Source organism: Methylicorpusculum oleiharenae, from assembly GCF_009828925.2.
GTDB lineage: Bacteria > Pseudomonadota > Gammaproteobacteria > Methylococcales > Methylomonadaceae > Methylicorpusculum > Methylicorpusculum oleiharenae.
The window spans coordinates 4,192,537-4,211,842 of record NZ_WUTY02000001.1; the positions used below are offsets into that span (position 1 = coordinate 4,192,537).

Consider the following 19,306-nt stretch of genomic DNA (forward strand, 5'->3'; position numbering starts at 1 on the left):
CGATCAAGGCAGGTTTTCACCCTTTAGCGCCGCATCAAGCTGCTTTTCAGATAGCTCATTTTCCCATTTGGAAATCACAATGGTCGCAACGCCGTTGCCGATCAGATTGGTTAAAGCACGGGCCTCGGACATGAAACGGTCAATACCTAAAATCAGCGCTAGCCCTGCCACCGGGATATCAGGTATGGCTGATAAGGTTGCTGTGAGTGTAATAAACCCGCTGCCTGTCACCCCGGATGCGCCTTTTGAGGTCAGTAGCAAGACACCAAGAATGGTTAACTCCTGCTCCCAACTGAGCACCGTGTTAGTAGCCTGAGCCACAAAAATAGCCGCCATGGTCAGATAGATAGAAGTACCGTCCAGATTAAACGAATAACCGGTAGGGATTACCAATCCGACAACGGGTTTGGAGCATCCCAATTGTTCCATCTTGAACAACATGCGAGGTAACACGGATTCTGAAGAAGAAGTCCCCAGCACAATCAGCAATTCATCCCTGATGTAAGCAATAAATTTAATAATGCTGAAGCCGGCAAACTTTGCAACCAGTCCTAATATAATAAAAATGAACAACAAACAGGTGAGATAGAAACTGCCCATCAACTTGGCAAGCGGAATCAGTGAAACAATGCCGTACTTTCCAATGGTAAAAGCCATCGCCCCGAAAGCACCGATTGGCGCAAGCTTCATCAGCGTCGCTACCACGCCGAAAAAAGCCTGCGAAACCTGTTCGAGAAACACAACAACCGCTTTGCCATTCTGCCCCATCACCGCCAATGAAAAGCCAAATAAAACTGAAAAAAGTAACACCTGCAGAATATCCCCTTTGGCAAACGCACCCATCACTGTTTCAGGAATGATATTGAGCAGAAAATCGACAATAGACTGTGACTTCGCAGCCGATGTGTAAGTGCTAAGCGCAGTGGTATCCAGGACATCAACATTGGCATTCATACCCGCACCGGGCTTAAGAACATGCACAACAATCAGGCCAATCATCAAAGCCAATGTACTGAGTATTTCAAAATACACTAATGCCTTGGCACCCACCCTGCCCACTTTTTTCATATCCTGCATTCCGGCAATCCCAATGACCACCGTGCAAAAAATAATTGGCGCAATAATCATTTTTATCAACTTGATAAAACCATCACCCAAAGGTTTCATTGCCGCACCGGTATCAGGGTAAAAATGTCCCAATAAAATACCCGCCGCGATGGCGACCAAAACTTGAAAATACAGATGGCGGTGAATATTTTGCTTGTACAGTCGAACTGGCATGGGATGACACCGAAAAGGTAGCAATGATTAAGGACCGATTCTACCATGCAGCCAAGCGTACTTTGGTTGAGTATCAATCGAGGGCAGCAATTCCCAGTTTGACCTTTTAATACGGCTCTGTGATGTGAACTATAATCACTTTCATGAGTCTCATTGGCGGACCATAAAAACATAACAGGAGGTCTGCCATGAAAACTCAAATAATAAAAACACCCCATGCTTTAGCGATAATCGTTTCAGGATTAATTATCGGATCATTGTCATTAAATGCCAGCGCAAACGATAGGGTAAATACCCAAAGCAGCACGCCACTTACCTACAAGTCTCATTCAATCAACCATAATATTTACAGTTACCCCAGCAATATCAAAAGTAAGGCTTCCCTTCAAGCGGAGCTAATTTATGTCAGCCAGGCTAATGGTCCGGCCATTTATAGCTATAGCCATTCAGGAACCGAAACAACAGTTCCCTTGAATGTCGGATATGTGGATACCGCCTACAACCCGGCTATTTACAGTTATGATTCACCCCTTATCAATGGCGAGGTGGATGTGCTACCTACCGTGATTATTGACTAAGTAGTGCGAAACAAAACAATATATACCCTCGTAGATTGAAATTCGGCACCGGGTTGCCCGTCAAAGGACGCCGTAAATACAGCCATGTAGGCTCTATGCCAGCATCCATGCTGGCAAAGCCTTTGCCAAACAACCCGTTGTCTCCTTAGGCACTGGCGAAATTTGAAGTGCGAAAGGTATAAATTAAACTGACAAACTGACTCGATTGCCAATTGATCGAGTCTGTTTTCACATCAAACAAGCGATAAACGCACGCTGGTTTATCCTGATCAGCACAAATAACTCGTTGACGCCCAGTTTGACTACAAGCTCAATTGTTACATTTTATTGGTACTTAAAGGCAGGGCAAACGCATTAAAACACTATAGAAAATTAAATTGTTAAAATATTCCTTGTTCCGGATTAACTATAAGACTCGGTTTATTTGAAACCTAAAAAAGGCTTTTTGTCGCTATCGCGACGCTTATGTAGAGTCGGTTCGCGGACCGACAACCGCGATACTGCTACGAAACCCATCCTTGGGTTTCGCCCTTCGGGCCAGCAAAAGCTGTTCAAAATCGTTCCCCCCGATTTTGTCTTTGCTTATCCAAAGAAAAGACACCCGGAGGCCGCTGCATCATCCTGCGCGCTGACGATTTTGCCGAGGGTTTTCGGAAGTGCAATCCCTTGCCCTTCGAAAATGAGCGGCATCCCTGCCGCTCCCCTAACGGGCTATTCTCGACAAAATCGCCAGTGCTCGGCGCGGCCTAACGGGACCCAGGGAGAGATACCATAAGTTAAACCAAATTCAATATAGGTTCTAAGCAACCAGATAACATATTGATATATTGATTATTTTAATGCGTTTACCCTGTACTTAAAGGTTATTAGCCAATAAACTATGCAACTCTGGATTACAATCCCGGTAGCACCCATGAACAAATATTTTGACGTAAACGCAAATCTCGCGCTCATCACAACCTTGCTTATGCTATCTTGCCCAGCTCTATCCTCTGATGCGATTCGAACCTGCCATGATGAAGCTCAAACACAGCTGGATATCAATCACTGCGGAAGCTTGGACTTTCAATCAGCGGATAAAGAGTTGAATGCGGTCTACAAGGCTGTTTTGGAGCAACACAAAACCAATTCAAAGTTCCTGGATAAACTTAAAGTCGCTCAAAGGGCCTGGTTAATGTGGCGTGACGCCGAAATGGAGGCCGTGTATCCTGAAAAGGATGACCCATCGTATTACGGGAGCAGCTTTCCCGCTTGCTGGAGTACTCAACTCTCAAGCTTCACACAAGAGCGAACGAGGCAACTGCAAAAGTGGCTGGATGGCGTGGATGAAGGTGATGTCTGTTCTGGATCCTATCCTTTAAGTTTGAAAAAATAATTTTGATTCACATGCACCAACTTGAGCGTTTCCGTCCATGCAGTAATGAGCTACGTCTTTGCGGCCGCCTTTTCAAACTGTCCAACCGGAATAATTCAGATAATCCTCAAAATCGTAACTTTTAAGAAACTTGACCGTTGAATTTTCACAACTGTAGAGTGCCGGATAGTTGTGTCCATTAAATCGGTTTGATTTAACAAAAGTATAAGCGCCTGCATCTTTAAAAATCAGCCTGTCACCCATTTCTAAAGGCTTATCAAAACGATATTCTCCAAACAGATCGCCAGCCAAACACGTGGAACCGGCCAAAATAGCGTTAAATTGACCCTCCTCCCGATGTTCAACCAGTTGAGGTTGATACTGGTATTCAAATACTTCGGGATGATGATTAACGGTGGTATCCAATACGCAAATCGTTTTTCCATTACGCTCAAATTTATCGATGACCGTCGTCACCAGATAACCGCTTTGCCCGACAATCGCTTTACCCGGTTCAATGTAAACTTCCAGATCAAATGACTTCTTCAGCGCTTTCACCAGGTTGATAAAATCACCGGCATCTTCGATTTGATCATACAGGTAGCCGCCGCCCAAATTAATCCATCGCAACTGCTTGAAAGCACTGCCCATACTGGCCTTGATAGCCTCCAGAGACTGCATCAGCGGTTCAAACGTCATGGACGCAAATACGGTATGAAAATGCACGCCGGCAATAGGCGCTGTTTCGATAACCTGCTCCAATTCCGATAAAATCACGCCTAATTTTGAAAATGGCCGACAGGGATCAAAACGTTCGTCCTGCAAAAATGACCGCTGCGGATTGACGCGTAAACCTAGCTCGGCTTTTTTATCGGTCAATTGATTAAATAACTGATATTGATGCAAAGAATTGCAACTGATGTGGGTACAAAGATGATTCAATTCGCTAACCTGATCAGGTCCAATTCCCGGTGTGGTTAAGTGTATGGAACCCCTTCCACCCAAAACTTGATATGCCAGCTTTGCCTCAAACAACGAGCTGACAGAAAAGCCGTCAACATAAGGCAAACACCACTGCATTACCGGAACCAAAGACAGTGACTTTATCGAATACAAGACTTTACAACCGGAGGCCTGTCGGAGCGCGTCCGTTTTTTGTAAAGCGCTGATGACTGCGTTTTTGTCGAAGACAAAAGCGGGTGAATGCTTGACATGTTTTTTGATATTGTGATGGTTCATTTGCCCGGTTTTCTGCCTGATCCATGATAAGTTGAATGTTCTGTAACAACCCAATCCATGTAAACGTCGTGCGGCTCCATTTTTACTTCATCCACTATCTGTGACTGAAAGCAAATACCCATCAGTACTGTACTGCTTGCTAATTGACTTAGAAGCCGGTCATAGTAGCCTGCACCATTGCCCAAACGCCCGCATTTATCATCAAAAGCCACCCCGGGTACGATGATCAAATCCAACTGATCCGGGTTGACCTGTTTGCGGTTTTCCTGCCATCGATTTTGAGGCGGCTCAAGAATACCCCAGGTACCACTCACCAACTCATTTATATCGTCCAAAAGCCATAAGCCCAGTATTTTTTGACCTTCTGCGTCTTGAGTGCAGTATGGCACCACGATGCTTTGGTGCGCGGACAAGCCTCCAGCAATAAAATCAACTGTGCGAACTTCCGACTTGCATCCCACATACCACATCACCGTTTTAGCCACGGCATAGGCCGGATGATCCAGGACTTTTTGACAAATAACGCGGCTCAGCACATCTTTATTGGGTTGGGCCGCTCTTGCCGCATACGCCTGCTTGCGCTGATCGGATTTGATGTTTTCAGTTAAATCGGGTGTCCACATTGTAAGCTCACTATCCCAAAGCAAAGTTCATGTAAAAGTGACTGTCAAAGCGCAAATACGGCAAAGACCGATAATGTAGCTATTTTGAACTAATTTGAAATGACTATCACACCTAAAGGACACGTATAGAAAAAAGATCGTCTCAGAAATTCCCACTCTAAAGTCCGTGCCATTGTCCAAATGCATTTTTTTCTTTTATACTTCCGGGGAAATTATAATTTTGGGGAAATCCATGGAAAAGCCGTTTATCTTACACATGCTGACCACTGCAAAAAATCTGAGTCCTTTTGATGTCAATATGGCTATGGATGCAGGCTGGGTTTGCACAGTACCTTATACCAATGTAGAGCCCAGTGAAGTTAGAGGGTTGGTTCAAGACGCCATTTTTTCGCGTAGCCCTAAAGGTTTACAAAAAACCGGTATATTTATTGGCGGTAGAGACACAAAACAAGCGATGGATATGCTTAAACTAGCCAAAAACTCAATGGTACCTCCTTTTGAAGTATCGGTTTTTGCTGATCCTAGCGGCGCCTTTACTACGGCAGCCGGCATGGTTGCCGCCGTTGAAAACGAATTAAAATCCAAATTTAATACTTCCCTGCAAGGCATCAACATTCTGGCGTTAGGAGGTACAGGGCCCGTAGGCCAGGCAGCTGCAGTTATAGCCGCAATCGCCGGCGCCAATGTCAGGATTGTAGGACGTCAGCTCGACAAGGCGCAGCGCATAGCCGATCTATGTAACGAAGAATTCGGTGAAGGAAAAATTGCAATTTCAGCCGGTGTCGATTCTGAAAAAAGCCATTACATGCAGACAGCGGATGTTGTATTTGCAACCGGTGCAGCCGGTATAGAACTGCTGAGTGCCGAACTTCTTACCGATGCTCCGCAACTTAAAGTGGTTGCCGATGTTAATGCTGTGCCACCCTCCGGTATAGCCGGCGTTGATGCGTTTCATAACGGCGCACCTGTTCCAGGTTCAAAAAGTGGTGCAGTGGCCATCGGCGCTTTAGCAATAGGCAATGTCAAATATCAGGCCCAAAATAAATTGCTGAAACTGATGATTGACAGTGATAAACCCATTTATTTGCACTTTACTCATGCGTTTGAAGTAGCTAGAGAATATTTCAAAGCAAACGGCTGAATGCATTAGCAATTAACAGCTCATCCACTTTTAGAGGAAATTTCATGGAGAAACGAAGCATACTCCACATGCTTGACCCCATGCCCAACAACAGTCCATTTGACGTCAACATGGCGCTGGATGCCGGTTTTGAAGTACTCATGCCTTACAGCAATGTGAAACTGGATAGTGTGTATGGACTGACGCAAGATGCCATATTTTCCCGCAGCCCCTCCGGAGTAAAACGGACGGGTCTGTTTATCGGTGGACGAGACATGGGCTTGGCAATTGACATGCTCAATGCCGCCAAACTGGCCATGGTTCCACCTTTTGAAATATCGGTGTTCGCTGACCCCAGCGGCGCATTCACCACTGCTGCGGCGTTGGTTGCCTGCGTAGAAAAAGAATTAGTGACACATCACAATAAAACTTTGCAAGACTGTAAGGCAATTGTCTTTGGTGGCACCGGTCCGGTAGGTGTCGCTACAGGTGTAATTGCTTCACTGGCCGGTGCTGAAACAACGATCGTAGATCATTTATCCTTTGATACGGCTAACGATATTGTCAAAGAATACAACCGCCGTTTTAAAGCGACATTAAAAGCAGCAAAAGCCAGCTCTGATGAACAAAAGGCTGAATTGATTGCCGATCATGACATCGTCTTCTGTACAGCGAAAGCGGGAATTCAGGTTTTAAACGCAAAGGTTCTTGAAAATGCCCGCTTACTGAAAGTGGCCGGTGATGTGAATGCAGTCCCGCCAATGGGAATTGAGGGGATCAAATCAACGGATTTAGGTAAGCCCTTGATTCATGCGATTAATGCCACAGGCGCTGTCGGCGTAGGTGCTTTAGCTGTTGGGAACATTAAATATAAATTGCAACAGGTACTGCTTAAATCCATGTTGGAAACTGAGCGCCCGCTTTATCTTGATTTTAGAGATGCTTTCGAAAAAGCCAGGGCGATTATCTGATTTTCCAGGCTGCCGTTATAGAAACCTGTTAAATCAAGTCAATGGCTTGATTTTACGGGTTTCTTTACATTAAACACTCAAATCCTAAGATCTCAGCAACTCCCCGTATGAACTTTTATGTGGCTTTGAAGTTGGCGTAAGCCTTGCCAGGAAGCCGTAAACCCATCCGTGGGGGCTTGACGGCTTGCATCCATGCTGGCCAAGACTTTGCCGAACAACCCGTTGCCTACTTAGGCACTGCCGAAATTTGAAGTGCGAAAGGTATATATTTCTGAAACTGTATTACCTAGCGGGCAAACCTCTTTGCACTACGAGTCTTCCATTAGCCTTTACGCCTAATTTTAATCCTGCAAACACATCGGTTAACAAGGCGCTTACAAAACGCCAAAGGCCGCCCAGCCTTTATAAACTCGTTGTTACAGCCAAATCACTTTGTTCAAAATGACAGGGATATAACTGCATGGTATTATCTATCCTGTTTTTATCCTACACACTTTAATTTAAATCATGCCGCTTGATCGGATGTAATTCATTGAATTACGTATACTTGATAGTGATATGCATTGATCTAAATCAAATCCAATACCGCAAAAATGGCTGATTAGCACAGGCTTGATAAATGAATATGATTTTCAGACAAGAAAATAATGTAAACATGCTTTATGACGCTGACTTATCTCAAGACAGCTGTGGAGTGGGCTTTATCACTCATAAGAAAAGCTTACAAACACATGACCTGCTGGTCAGGTCTCATCAAGCCTTGTGCACAATTCCCCATCGCGGCGGCATGAGCGCGGAAGGTATAGGGGACGGAGCCGGTGTCAACATTGACTTATCGCTTAAATTTTTTCGCCGAATTACCGGCAATGCTGAATTAAAAATCGGCGATTTCGGGGTCGCAAATTTCTTCTTTCCCGAAGATCACGACCGATATGATTCAGTCGCTATCGAAATGGTTGAAAGTCATCTAAGAAAATCAGATTTTCCAGTTATCACCTGGCGCAATATTCCGGTTGATGACAAAGTCATTAATGAAGCATCGCGCCGTGCCCAGTTACCGATCAAGCAGGTGATTTTCGGACGTCCGGCGCAATTGAAAGACGCATCGCACGCCGAATTCGAAAAACACATTCAACAAACCTTGCTGAATATTGAAGCGGATGGTTTCACAAGAACCGAATTAGATGGCTTTTATCCTTTATCGATGAGTTCGCGTACTCAGGTTTACAAGGGCCGTTTGAACTCCTTTGAAGTTATTCCGTATTTTAAAGATTTGTATGATGTTGACCACGAAGTCAGCACCTTATTTTTTCATACCCGTTTTTCGACCAATACCGCACCTGCCACAATGATGGCTCAACCGTTCCGCTACATGGCGCATAACGGGGAATTGAACACCGATAAAAAAAACCGGCTCAGTGAAAATGCGATTGCCCGCCAACATAACAAACACATTGTGTTTCCCTGCGGACAGTCAGACTCGGGACGTCTTGATCAAACCCTGACCCGGCGTATCAATGAAGACGAACTCGACATCGTCACCGCTGTTATTGCGATGATGCCTCCCGCCTGGGAAAACGATACGACTTTATCCCCCAAGGTCCGTGCAATGCTGGAATATTTCAGCTTGTATGAAGAAAAAAACGACGGCCCGGCCGCGTTAATTTTCAACGACGGGATTCGCGTTGGCGCAAGGCTGGATCGCCTCGGTTTAAGACCGCTTCGTTCCGTTGAAACAGGAGAGTATCTGGCCGTCATGTCAGAGGCAGGACAAATAGATTTCCCGCCCAAAGAAGTGCTGAAACGCGGCCGGATTGAGGCAGGCGGTATGCTGTATTTTGATCACAGCACCGGCGAAGCCTATGACCATTATCAAGTCATGGAACGATTGGCCAACGAGAGAGACTACGAAACGCTCTTGCGTACCCGTTGTATTTATAAATCGGAACTTCCCCCGGTCACTCAAAATGAGTTAACCGCACCTAATACTTTTTTTAACATCGATCAGCAACATACGGCTTATTCGCTTAATCAGGAAAGCTTTAAATTTCTGTTGGACCCTATGCTGGAAACCGGCCTTGAAAAAGTGTCCGCCATGGGATACGGCATTGCACCCAACGCGCTTTCAGACAATGAAGGCGGCATGTCGCGTTATTTCAGTCAGCGTTTTGCACAGGTCACCAATCCGCCATTGGATTCGTTGAGAGAAAGTGACGGCATGACATTGAGAGTCGCTCTCGGTGCCAAACCGACCTTTTCAGAAGCAACCAGCAAGCAATTGATGCTCGATTCGCCTATTCTGCAAAGAACTGACCTTGAGCAAATACGCAGACAAACCAGCATTAAGGTTGTTACGCTGGATATGCTGTTTACGCCTGTACTTGATGATTACCGGAAAAACGAAGAAGTCCTTGAAGAAGCTATTGCAGAGGTATGCCGCCAAGTAGAAGTGGCTGCCAAAGACAAGACGGGCATCATTATCCTGAGCGATACCGGTATAACGGACAAAAAAGCCGCGATACCGGCGTTATTAATGATTGCCGCAGCCAATCAGCATCTGGTCAAAGAAGGTTTGCGTTTTAATTCTTCACTGATTGCTGAAACCGGACAAGTTGTCAGTGCACATGATGTAGCAACAATTTTAGGATTTGGCGCATCGGCACTCTGCCCTATCAGCGTTTACAATCGCGTGATTTCTCAGTATCCGGCTGAAAAGCATGAAAAAATCCTGGTCAACTTCAAAAAGGCGGCTGAAAAATCCTTGATGAAGACCATGGGCAAATTCGGCCTGTGTACTGTTGAAAGCTATATCGGCGGTGAATTTTTCGAGTCCAACTACCTGGATACGAACGAGCCTAAACTGCATGTCTATTTTCCAAACATTAATTCGCCGGTAGGCGGCGTTCAATATGCCGACATTGCCAAAAGTGCAGCAGACTGGCATAAAAAAGCGTTATCCGTGGTAGACGAAAAGGATATTCCATTTCTGGGTCTATTTAAGGAACGTCAGGACGGTGCGGGGCATACGTTTGGCAATACGGCTGTCAGAGAATATATCAATATGACTGACGAACCCATTTTATATATTCCGGAAGAAAAAGCACCTGAAGCCAAAGACACCGCTTATGTTGATTTTGGTTATGACAAACGCACGCCTGAGCAAATCGATTGTTTCGGTATAACACCCGCGTATCGCAGTTTTGTTGAGAATCTCTATAAAGAAAGAGACAGCCGTCCTGCTGCGCTTAGAGACATTATGGAGTTACCTGCCGATGTCAGCCATTGCGAGACCACCGAAGAATTCGAGCGGGTATTGGGTAAACAAAGTTTGATCGGGAATAACAATTTTGTTATCCGTGGCTTGAAAGTCATCAATGGCAACACTGTGACATTGACAAACCACGCGTCTCAGCAACGACTGGAAAGCCTGGCCAATTACTTTAAAAACAGATTCAATAACGAAGATTTCACTGTTTCTGTCACTGAAAATGGCTGTGAATTCCAGATCAAGGATTCAGCAAGCCTGTTGAATTTTTATATCAGTTCAATCATTACAGCGCGTGAACCGATTGCTCTCAAGGATGTGCAGCCTGCCCATGAAATAACCACCTGTCTCGCTTCAGGAGCGATGAGTCATGGCGCTTTAATTGCCGAAGCTCATGAAGCCGTTGCGCATGGGACCAACATTGTCGGCGCTTTCAGTAACTCCGGAGAAGGCGGCGAGCATTCCAGCCGATTCAATACCATCCGTTCCAGCAAGATCAAACAATTTGCCTCAGGCCGTTTCGGCGTCTGGGCTGGTTATCTGGCGGACCTGAATATTGAAGAAATTGAAATCAAAATTGCCCAGGGCGCCAAGCCAGGAGAAGGCGGTCAGCTTCCTGCACCTAAAGTTTCGGTTGAGATTGCAGCCCTCCGTGGTGGGGACTCCACAAGTTGAACTGGTCAGCCCACCGCCGCCTCATGACACCTACTCTATTGAAGATTTGGGCCAATTGATACACGATGCCAAAGCAGCCAGAGTCAGGGTTGTCGTCAAACTCGTTTCCTCAGAAGGTATTGGAACGATAGCCGTCGGTGTCGCGAAAGCCGGTGCGGATGTCATCAATGTCGCAGGCAATACCGGCGGTACAGGAGCTGCTGCAGTAACCAGTTTAAAGAACACAGGCCGGTCTGCAGAAATTGGTATCGCCGAAGTTCATCAGGCGCTTGCTGCAAATGGTTTACGCGACAAAGTCATACTCCGTTGCAGTGCGGCGCATCAAAGCGGTCTGGATGTCATCAAGTCAGCCATACTCGGCGGGGATTCATTTGAATTTGGAACAACTGCATTAATGATGCTTCGCTGCGTGATGGCCAAAAATTGCAATATCAAATGCCCGGCCGGACTCACGACAACTCATGAGGAGTTTAAAGGCGACCCACGCGTTCTGGCTCAGTATTTCATGAACCTTGCTCACGAAGTCAGGGAATTTTTAGCTTCAGTGGGTTACAGCAGCTTAAAGGAGATTAGAGGTAAAACCGATTTATTGCACCTCATCAACCATAAAACGATGGTAGGTCAACTTGATCTGACCAAACTGTTGGCTTATGTCAACGAAGTCAAAATTGAGAAGCCTATTTATCTGGAAGCCAATTTTCACATTGATGATCAAATTATTGATCTGGTCAAATCGGAGATCATTGACGGTAACCAAGAAACAATCTTGATCGAAGGATCAAAATTTAAACTGAACAATTGCAATAAAACCGTGGGCGGCCAAACGGCGATTGATATTGAACGCATTTTGGCTTATGAATTAACGGAAGATCAGGTCAAATCGTCACGGAATATTTATACCAATCAACATGGCCGGCGTTACTTCGCTCCGGATACCATCACTATCCGGACCACAGGATCAGCCGGTCAAAGCTATGCTGCTTTTATGAATGACGGCATGCGTCTGGAGCATACCGGCACTTGTAATGATGGCGTAGGGAAATCGGCGTGCGGGGGAACGTTGATCGTAGAATCGCCTGGAGGCGGTATCAAAACCCCCGGTAAAAACGTATTGATTGGTAATTTCGCGCTGTTTGGGGCAACCGGCGGTCAAGCCTTTATTAACGGTGAGGCGGGCGATCGTTTTGCAGTTCGAAACTCAGGCGCAATGGCAGTGGTCGAAGGTGTGGGCGATTTTGCCTGCGAATATATGACCAACGGCGCAGTATTGAACCTGGGCCGCTTCGGCAAGGGCTTTTGCAACGGCATGTCTGGCGGCAATGCCTATCAGTATGACCCTGACAATCTGCTGCCCAGTCTGTATGACAAGTCATCAGTTGAAATTCACAGCCTGACTGAAAACACCGATATTGCCCGTGCTCATGAGCAATTCGTTGTTTACATGCTCGAACAGCATGAACAGTATGCGAACTCGAGCAAAGCGAGAAACATTCTCAGCAATTGGGAAACTGAACGTCATCATTTTAAATTTACGCTGCCGCTTTGGCTTTACAAGACACAAACAGCCGAACTTTTAAGCAGCACCGTTGACCGGAAAGCGATGATCGAGGAGCTGGCCATTTCTTACGCGGCTCAACAAATCGATCAGATGAAATTAGCCTACAAGGCTAACAAGCCTTTGTTTGCCGGAGCTATCCCTGATTTTGGTGCCGCTGATACACAATTGACTTTCAGATTGGTAAACAGTTTTGCGGTGATAGACAAAGCGTGCCAAATTGCAAAAGAACTGCTCAAACAGCAAGGCAATACCCTTCTCACTTCAGAGTTAATTGAGAAATCCGCACGTAAATTAATAGAGAAACGTCCGCGAAAAATTCAGGACGCTCTTGTCAAACAAACAAGAGAAGCCTACAGCAATTACTCGGACAATCAATTATCCTGGTTATTAGCCAGCAAACGTCTTAACGATTACAAAACGGCTCTAGCTAACCGTGACGTCCAAAGCATTTATTCATTGGGCTCCACTGCCTGGATTATCGAACAAGACAAGATCAACCGCGACGCGCTCGCCGGAATTCCTCGTATTGAAGAATACCTGGCTGCGCTTGTAGGCTCAGGTATTGTTCAAGAGATGATGAGCGTTAACGCGGCTTGATACCAATCCCTCTTTTCATGCACTTCCAAACTGAATCCACTATTCGGTTTGGAAACGCATGGTTTTTTATTTGACATATTTAAAGATGAAGACACCTCATATTCCTCAAGATGCACCTTATAGCGATAGCCAACGCGCTTGGCTGAATGGTTTTTTTGCCGGCATGCACACACAGATGATTCAGAGTGCTGGTTCCGTGAATCAAGCCAATGCTCGCGTTATCAACATTTTATACGGCTCACAAACCGGCAACGCTGAATCTGTAGCTAATGATGCCGCTAATGTCGCTAAAACGCATGGCTTGAAACCGATTGTTCAGAGCATGGACGAAATCGACCTAGCCGTACTTGCCAAAATGGAATATCTATTGATCGTCACCAGCACTTACGGTGAAGGCGATATGCCTGATAATGCTCAAATGTTGTGGGATGCGGTCTCAACCGAGTCGGCACCCAAATTTGAGAATACCCAATATTCGGTATTGGCATTAGGAGACACCAGTTATGATCAGTTTTGCCAAGCGGGTATCGACTGGGATAACAGACTGGCCGAACTGGGTGCAACCCGCATTTATGATCGGATTGATTGTGACGTGGATTTTGAAGAACCCGCTGAAAACTGGATCTCTGCAGTCATACCGCATATGGCCGAAGGTGCATCAAGCAGCACTACTGCCATTATCGACACGCAGTCACCGACAAAAGAAGCGCCGAAGTTTAGCAGAAAAAATCCGTTCCCAGCGCGTCTTACCGTTAACCGTTTGTTAACAGCGCCGGGCTCATCCAAAGAAACCCGCCATTATGAAATTTCTATCGCCGGTTCAGAAATGACCTATGAAGCAGGCGATGCGTTTGGTGTAATTCCCACTAACTGCCCTGACCTGGTCGCCGATGTCATCAAAGCCATTGGCTATGAGGGCGAAGAGGAGTTTCCCGTCAATGGCGAATTAATGACCTTGAATGATGCCTTGCTTTCCCATTACGAAATAAAATTACCCAGCAAGGAACTGGTAGAAGAAATCGGTAAACGCTCTGGAGACCAAGAACTCAACAGTTTGCTTGAAAGTGGTGATAAGGAAGCGTTATCCCAATACCTATGGGGCCGGGATATTCTTGACCTGTTGTTACAATTTCCAAGTATGGAGTTTTCAGGTGCTGAATTTATCGCCTTACTCAAACCCTTGCAACACCGGGCTTATTCCATTTCGTCCAGCGGTAAACAATTTCCCGATTCAGTTCATTTAACCGTTGCTTCAGTGCGATACGAAAGTTTCAACCGTCAGCATAAAGGCGTGTGTTCCACCTATTTGGCGGATCTTGTAAACAGCGACACTCAGGTCCGCAGCTTTTTCATCCCCAATAAAGTCTTTCGTGTACCGGAAGATGATACTTTGCCGATGATCATGGTGGGACCTGGAACCGGTATCGCCCCATTTCGCGCCTTTCTACAGGAGCGTGCCTTTCGCAAATCCACAGGTAAAAACTGGTTATTTTTTGGCGACAGAAATGCTGCAACTGATTTTATCTACCGGGAAGAACTTGAAACCATGGAACAAAGCGGCTTGTTGACTCGATTGGACCTCGCTTTCTCCAGAGATCAAGAAGAAAAGATTTATGTTCAAGACCTTATGTATGAATACGGTGCCGAACTTTATCAATGGCTGGAAGAAGGCGGCTATTTCTTTGTCTGCGGCGATGCCTACAAGATGGCGAAAGACGTCGATAAGGCTTTGCACGAAATCATAGCCAAACACGGAAAATTATCCGATCAACAAGCCGTTGACTATGTTAATCAACTGAAAAAAGATAAACGTTACGTCAGAGACGTTTATTAAAAATTAAGGTACTTATTCAACGTAGGTTGGGTTGCCTGCTTTTAGCAACCTAACAACCTGCATTGACTATACCCATCGTAGATCGAAATTCAGCACCGGGGTGTCCGTCAAAGGACGCCGTAAATACATCCATGTAGGCTCTATGCCAGCATCCATGCTGGCAAAGCCTTTGCTGAACAACCCGTTGCCTCCTTAGGCACTGCCGAAATTTGAAGTGCAAAAGGTATATTCAACACTTTATCGGCTGTCATCTTTACTCATTTCTCTAACAATGCGGGTGTATCCTGTATCTTTTCTTTCCCTGCCAAATCAATAGTCTCTACTTTGATATTATTGTCAGGGGCTGAAAGTAGAAAGTCATCAATCGCCTCCATAATATCGTAATCAATAAATTGCGACTTTGTTCCGTCTATCAAAACAGTACTGTTTTCAGTCACCTGATTTAATAGTTTACGCAGCAACCACCGGTTGAGAAAGGTAACATCCTTATTTAAACTAATAACATAATGTTGATCCGTGTGTGTCATGGAAATTGCCGCATGATAGTTGGCGCGGATAACGTAATACAAGCCAATCACAATGCCTACGATGATTCCTTTCAACAAATCCGTCAACAAAATAGCAACAATAGTTAGTACAAAGGGTATTAACTGATTCATCCCCTTATGAAAAAATTCAATAAATAATTTGGGTTTGGCCAGCTTATAACCTGTTTGCAATAAAATTGCCGCTAAACACGATAAAGGGATGTAATTAAGGTAGTTAGCAAAAAACATGACGCTGATTAAAATAAGCAAGCCATGGACAAAAGATGACACTTTTGTTTGCCCGCCTGCATTGATATTGGCCGCGCTTCGAACAATCACCGCAGTTATCGGCAAACCACCTAATAAACCGCTGATCATGTTACCCAGGCCCTGCGCTTTTAACTCACGATTTGTGGGGGCCGCCCGCTTCATGGGATCCATTTTATCAGTCGCTTCAAGACTGAGTAGGGTTTCAAGGCTGGCAATTATCGCTAACGTAAACGCAATAGAATAGACCTGTGGATTACTCAGGAAGCTGATGTCAGGAAAAGTAAATAGCTGTAAAAAATCAGTAGCCTTTTCGGTGACTGGCAATGTCACTAAATGTTTTTCCGAAATCGCCCAGGATGGATAAAACCGTAACGCCAAAATGTTATAAACAACACCCCACATCACGGCAACCAAAGCCCCCGGCAAGAGACGGATCAAAGGAATTCGTTTGATGAAACTGGATTCCCATCCAATTAAAATCAGTAAAGCGACAACACTGACAACCGTTGCGCCTGGAGATATTGCGTTGAATGTATCCGCTAACTCAATAAGCGTAGTAGATACTGATTCCTGCATATAGCTTTCATCACCTTCAAAACTGATGTCATATCCTAAGGCATGAGGAATTTGTTTCATGATCAATATCAAACCAATAGCCGCCAGCATTCCTTTAATCACCGAGGACGGAAAGTAAGCGCCAATGATGCCTGCTCGCAGATAGCCCAGTAAGAGCTGAATAAAGCCCGCCAATACCACAGCAACAAGAAACCCGGTAAAGCTGCCCAGGGTTTCAATGGCATTAAAGACAATGACGGTCAATCCGGCTGCGGGCCCCGAGACGGCTAGCTGAGAACCACTGGCCCAGGCAATGATGATGCCTCCGACCATGCCGGCAATAAGCCCAGCAAAAAGCGGTGCACCGGAAGCAAGCGCGACTCCCAGACAAAGGGGCAAAGCCACTAAAAAAACGACAAGTCCGGCAGGTATATCGTGATTAAGATGTTTTACATAGTAATCGAGATGTTTATGAATCATAAAGGAAATTCCTTAACTTCGGCGTTAGTTTTTTACAATAACCGGCAAGCGGCATCGCTATCTACTGTTGTTGTCACCCCGGCTAAATTTGCGCCTGAAACCATTGCAAATGGCTTCAGGCGCAAGTTTCATTGATAGCCTGATGAATTCACTCAATCACTGACGGAATGACAGTGTTTTAATAATACAGGGAGAGCCCCCCTATTGGTCAGCCTAACCCTTAGCCTTCTGGTAATCCCATGTCCGGCTTGACAACCATGATCGTGGCATTGGTTGATCTGACCATAGCCGTTGTCGTGCTGCCCACAGCATGGAAATCATGACCACTTCGGCCGCATGAAGCCATTATCAACAAGTTATAGTGCTTGTCCCGGTAATATTTGCGTATGGCATGATGAGCAGAATCTTCTCCCGGTACAACTACACAGTTGACGCGAGTAAGTCCAGGCAGGCGTTCACGAACCAGGATCTGCAATTGTTCCTCGCGTTCACGCTTGATTCTTTCCAAGTATTCAACACTGCTGAAATCCCCGCAAACGGCATGAAACACATCGACGGAGGCCTCTGTAACGCCGGCAAATTCGGCTACATAAGGTAATGCAGCATACGAATTTTCTGAAAAATCGGTGGTGTAGACTATTTTCCCAAGCGGAGCAAGACCAACCTCTCGGCCTGCAATAATGACGGGATGCCGTGCTGAGTGAAGAACCTTTTCGGCGACAGACCCCATTAGCATTCGTTTAAAGCCCGTTCTTCCATGGCTGCTCATAACAATCAAATCGAAATTACCAGCGGCTTCAACAATAGCCTCACTCACATGGGGATTTCGCTCCGCCATTGCCTGATCGAGAATAGGTGAATCGATAGAATTGGCAGCATAATCCATTAAGCGCTTTTGTAATTCATCATGTGTCGTTAACAAGTCTCCGTCAACTCGAAAATCTTTTGCCTGGTAGTGGAATCCGTCCAGGTTCGACGATAAATCATAGGAATGAAAGGGGGTAACCCTGCCCTTGAATAATTGAGCCAAATCATTTGCCACCACAAAGGCCTTGACGCTAAATTCGGAGAAATCAACGGGAACAATAATTTTGCATGCGTTCAAACTGTTATTCATGAAATTTTTCTCAATAGTCCTAGATATCAATGGATGGATAGCGTGTCATACCAACCACTTGAGACAAAACCGGAAGATGGTAATCAGATAACTTAAAGTGATGAATGCAGTATTTCACTTAAAAATAACCTTTCCTTCACCATTCGGTTGGTCTTGAAACTCAAGCGGTTTTAAAATCGTATTTAAATATATTATCGACCTCGAAATCAGGATACAGCGTTATCAGTGGATTGAGCAAGCCATCCGATAATCCGTAAACCCATCCATGCAAAACCGGACGTTTATGCTCGTGCCAGGATTTTTGCACTATCGAGGTGTAAGCCAGCGTATTGATTTGTTCGATGATATTTAACTCCACCAGCCTGTTAACACGCTGTTCTTCAGTCGGCAAAGCATCGACTTCATTTTTATGCAGGCGGTAAATATCCTTAATATGCAGCAGCCATTTATTGGTAATCATTAATTCCGTATGCTGCCTATTTAAAGCCGCTTTAACACCACCGCAATTATAATGACCGCAAACGATAATATGCTTAACTTCCAGAACATTAACCGCATACTGCAAGACACTGAGACAATTAAAATCTGTAGAAATCATCTGGTTAGCGATATTTCTATGAATAAACATCTCGCCGGGAGCTGCTTTTACAATGATTTCAGCGGGAACGCGACTGTCAGAACATCCAATCCATAAAAATTCCGGTTTTTGTTCTTTGGCTAAGTTTTTAAAAAAATCAGGATCTTCTGTCTTGACTTCAGTAGCCCAAGCTTTATTTTCCGCCAGGAGTTTTTCAAACGATTTCATAATGGCTCCTTCTTGCTAAGCCTTGAAAATACAAATGGTTCAGACAAATTCTTTTCAAGAATGTGTCATGAAACAAGATATGAACAAAGCGGTCGATAATTAGACTAGCTGAAAAGTAGTTTTTAATCGATACTTTATTTGAGGGCCATTGTATTAACGAAACCTTACACGAACCTTTCCAACGGGTGCTTATTGAAAACAGGGCTCTAAATATCCATAGGGTTAGTGCCGAAAATAACCGATTCAAAAAGCTGATAGGTCATTTATGGCAAGACTTTTCATACTTGAATCATAAAAAATGAGAAAAAATACTTAGCAGCCCGTTTTTAAAAGACAAAAAAGTGAATTGCTCACATTTTTTATTCAATATCCGGGTTAACCTGTGTTCCGTTCTATATTCAGTAAGGATGTGTTATGAAAAAGATCGCTCATTACAACTATTGCTCTAGATGCGGAG

11 protein-coding genes and 1 pseudogene are annotated in these 19,306 nt (G+C 45.0%); 6 read left to right on the forward strand and 6 right to left on the reverse strand.

Annotated features, from left to right (window positions below; translation table 11 throughout):
- Positions 1-3: 3 nt before the first annotated feature.
- Complete coding sequence (locus tag GO003_RS18835) at positions 4-1,281, reverse strand: dicarboxylate/amino acid:cation symporter (RefSeq protein WP_159659301.1); 1,278 nt, start codon at positions 1,279-1,281, stop codon at positions 4-6.
- Positions 1,282-1,469: 188 nt separating this feature from the next.
- Here GO003_RS18835 and GO003_RS18840 point away from each other — a divergent pair, with 188 nt between their 5' ends.
- Both GO003_RS18840 and GO003_RS18845 read left to right on the forward strand, forming a co-directional pair.
- Complete coding sequence (locus GO003_RS18840; RefSeq protein ID WP_159659300.1) at positions 1,470-1,859, forward strand: hypothetical protein; 390 nt, start codon at positions 1,470-1,472, stop codon at positions 1,857-1,859.
- Between the two features lie 913 nt (positions 1,860-2,772).
- Positions 2,773-3,234 (forward strand): lysozyme inhibitor LprI family protein, encoded by a 462-nt coding sequence (locus GO003_RS18845; protein ID WP_159659299.1) that lies wholly within the window; start codon positions 2,773-2,775, stop codon positions 3,232-3,234.
- Positions 3,235-3,306: 72 nt separating this feature from the next.
- Here GO003_RS18845 and GO003_RS18850 read toward each other — a convergent pair whose 3' ends face one another.
- Complete coding sequence (locus tag GO003_RS18850) at positions 3,307-4,452, reverse strand: type III PLP-dependent enzyme domain-containing protein (protein ID WP_159659298.1); 1,146 nt, start codon at positions 4,450-4,452, stop codon at positions 3,307-3,309.
- The gene (locus GO003_RS18855; RefSeq protein WP_159659297.1) at positions 4,449-5,075 is read right to left on the reverse strand and encodes a 5-formyltetrahydrofolate cyclo-ligase; all 627 of its coding nucleotides are present in this window, start codon (positions 5,073-5,075) and stop codon (positions 4,449-4,451) included. Before GO003_RS18855 ends, GO003_RS18850 begins: the two co-directional genes overlap by 4 nt.
- A gap of 232 nt (positions 5,076-5,307) precedes the next feature.
- Between GO003_RS18855 and GO003_RS18860 the strand changes: the two genes are divergently transcribed.
- The 4 genes and pseudogenes from GO003_RS18860 (at position 5,308) to GO003_RS18880 (ending at position 15,095) form a co-directional block, all read left to right on the forward strand.
- Positions 5,308-6,216: an NAD(P)-dependent methylenetetrahydromethanopterin dehydrogenase gene (locus tag GO003_RS18860; RefSeq protein WP_159659296.1), complete on the forward strand. Its 909-nt coding sequence runs from the start codon at positions 5,308-5,310 to the stop codon at positions 6,214-6,216.
- A gap of 44 nt (positions 6,217-6,260) precedes the next feature.
- Complete coding sequence (locus GO003_RS18865) at positions 6,261-7,166, forward strand: NAD(P)-dependent methylenetetrahydromethanopterin dehydrogenase (protein WP_159659295.1); 906 nt, start codon at positions 6,261-6,263, stop codon at positions 7,164-7,166.
- A gap of 619 nt (positions 7,167-7,785) precedes the next feature.
- Positions 7,786-13,261, forward strand: a pseudogene (locus tag GO003_RS26675) (glutamate synthase-related protein).
- 85 nt (positions 13,262-13,346) lie between these two features.
- Positions 13,347-15,095, forward strand: coding sequence for a sulfite reductase subunit alpha (locus tag GO003_RS18880; RefSeq protein WP_159659294.1), 1,749 nt, complete (start codon positions 13,347-13,349; stop codon positions 15,093-15,095).
- A gap of 257 nt (positions 15,096-15,352) precedes the next feature.
- Here GO003_RS18880 and GO003_RS18885 read toward each other — a convergent pair whose 3' ends face one another.
- The 3 genes from GO003_RS18885 to can form a co-directional block, all read right to left on the reverse strand.
- Complete coding sequence (locus tag GO003_RS18885; protein ID WP_159659293.1) at positions 15,353-16,927, reverse strand: SulP family inorganic anion transporter; 1,575 nt, start codon at positions 16,925-16,927, stop codon at positions 15,353-15,355.
- Positions 16,928-17,147: 220 nt separating this feature from the next.
- The gene (locus tag GO003_RS18890) at positions 17,148-18,044 is read right to left on the reverse strand and encodes a universal stress protein (protein WP_159659292.1); all 897 of its coding nucleotides are present in this window, start codon (positions 18,042-18,044) and stop codon (positions 17,148-17,150) included.
- A 160-nt stretch (positions 18,045-18,204) separates the two neighbouring features.
- Positions 18,205-18,849, reverse strand: a complete 645-nt coding sequence (gene can, locus GO003_RS18895; RefSeq protein ID WP_159659291.1) for a carbonate dehydratase — start codon at positions 18,847-18,849, stop codon at positions 18,205-18,207.
- Between the last annotated feature and the right edge of the window lie 457 nt (positions 18,850-19,306).

Excerpts from the sequence above, each read along its gene's own strand:
- GO003_RS18860 (WP_159659296.1), top strand. The coding sequence starts at position 5,308 with ATGGAAAAGCCGTTTATCTTACACATGCTGACCACTGCAAAAAATCTG.
- GO003_RS18850 (WP_159659298.1), bottom strand. The coding sequence starts at position 4,452 with ATGAACCATCACAATATCAAAAAACATGTCAAGCATTCACCCGCTTTT.
- GO003_RS18890 (WP_159659292.1), bottom strand. The coding sequence starts at position 18,044 with ATGAATAACAGTTTGAACGCATGCAAAATTATTGTTCCCGTTGATTTC.
- GO003_RS18840 (WP_159659300.1), top strand. The coding sequence starts at position 1,470 with ATGAAAACTCAAATAATAAAAACACCCCATGCTTTAGCGATAATCGTT.
- GO003_RS18835 (WP_159659301.1), bottom strand. The coding sequence starts at position 1,281 with ATGCCAGTTCGACTGTACAAGCAAAATATTCACCGCCATCTGTATTTT.
- GO003_RS18880 (WP_159659294.1), top strand. The coding sequence starts at position 13,347 with ATGAAGACACCTCATATTCCTCAAGATGCACCTTATAGCGATAGCCAA.
- can (WP_159659291.1), bottom strand. The coding sequence starts at position 18,849 with ATGAAATCGTTTGAAAAACTCCTGGCGGAAAATAAAGCTTGGGCTACT.
- GO003_RS18885 (WP_159659293.1), bottom strand. The coding sequence starts at position 16,927 with ATGATTCATAAACATCTCGATTACTATGTAAAACATCTTAATCACGAT.
- GO003_RS18865 (WP_159659295.1), top strand. The coding sequence starts at position 6,261 with ATGGAGAAACGAAGCATACTCCACATGCTTGACCCCATGCCCAACAAC.
- GO003_RS18845 (WP_159659299.1), top strand. The coding sequence starts at position 2,773 with ATGAACAAATATTTTGACGTAAACGCAAATCTCGCGCTCATCACAACC.
- GO003_RS18855 (WP_159659297.1), bottom strand. The coding sequence starts at position 5,075 with ATGTGGACACCCGATTTAACTGAAAACATCAAATCCGATCAGCGCAAG.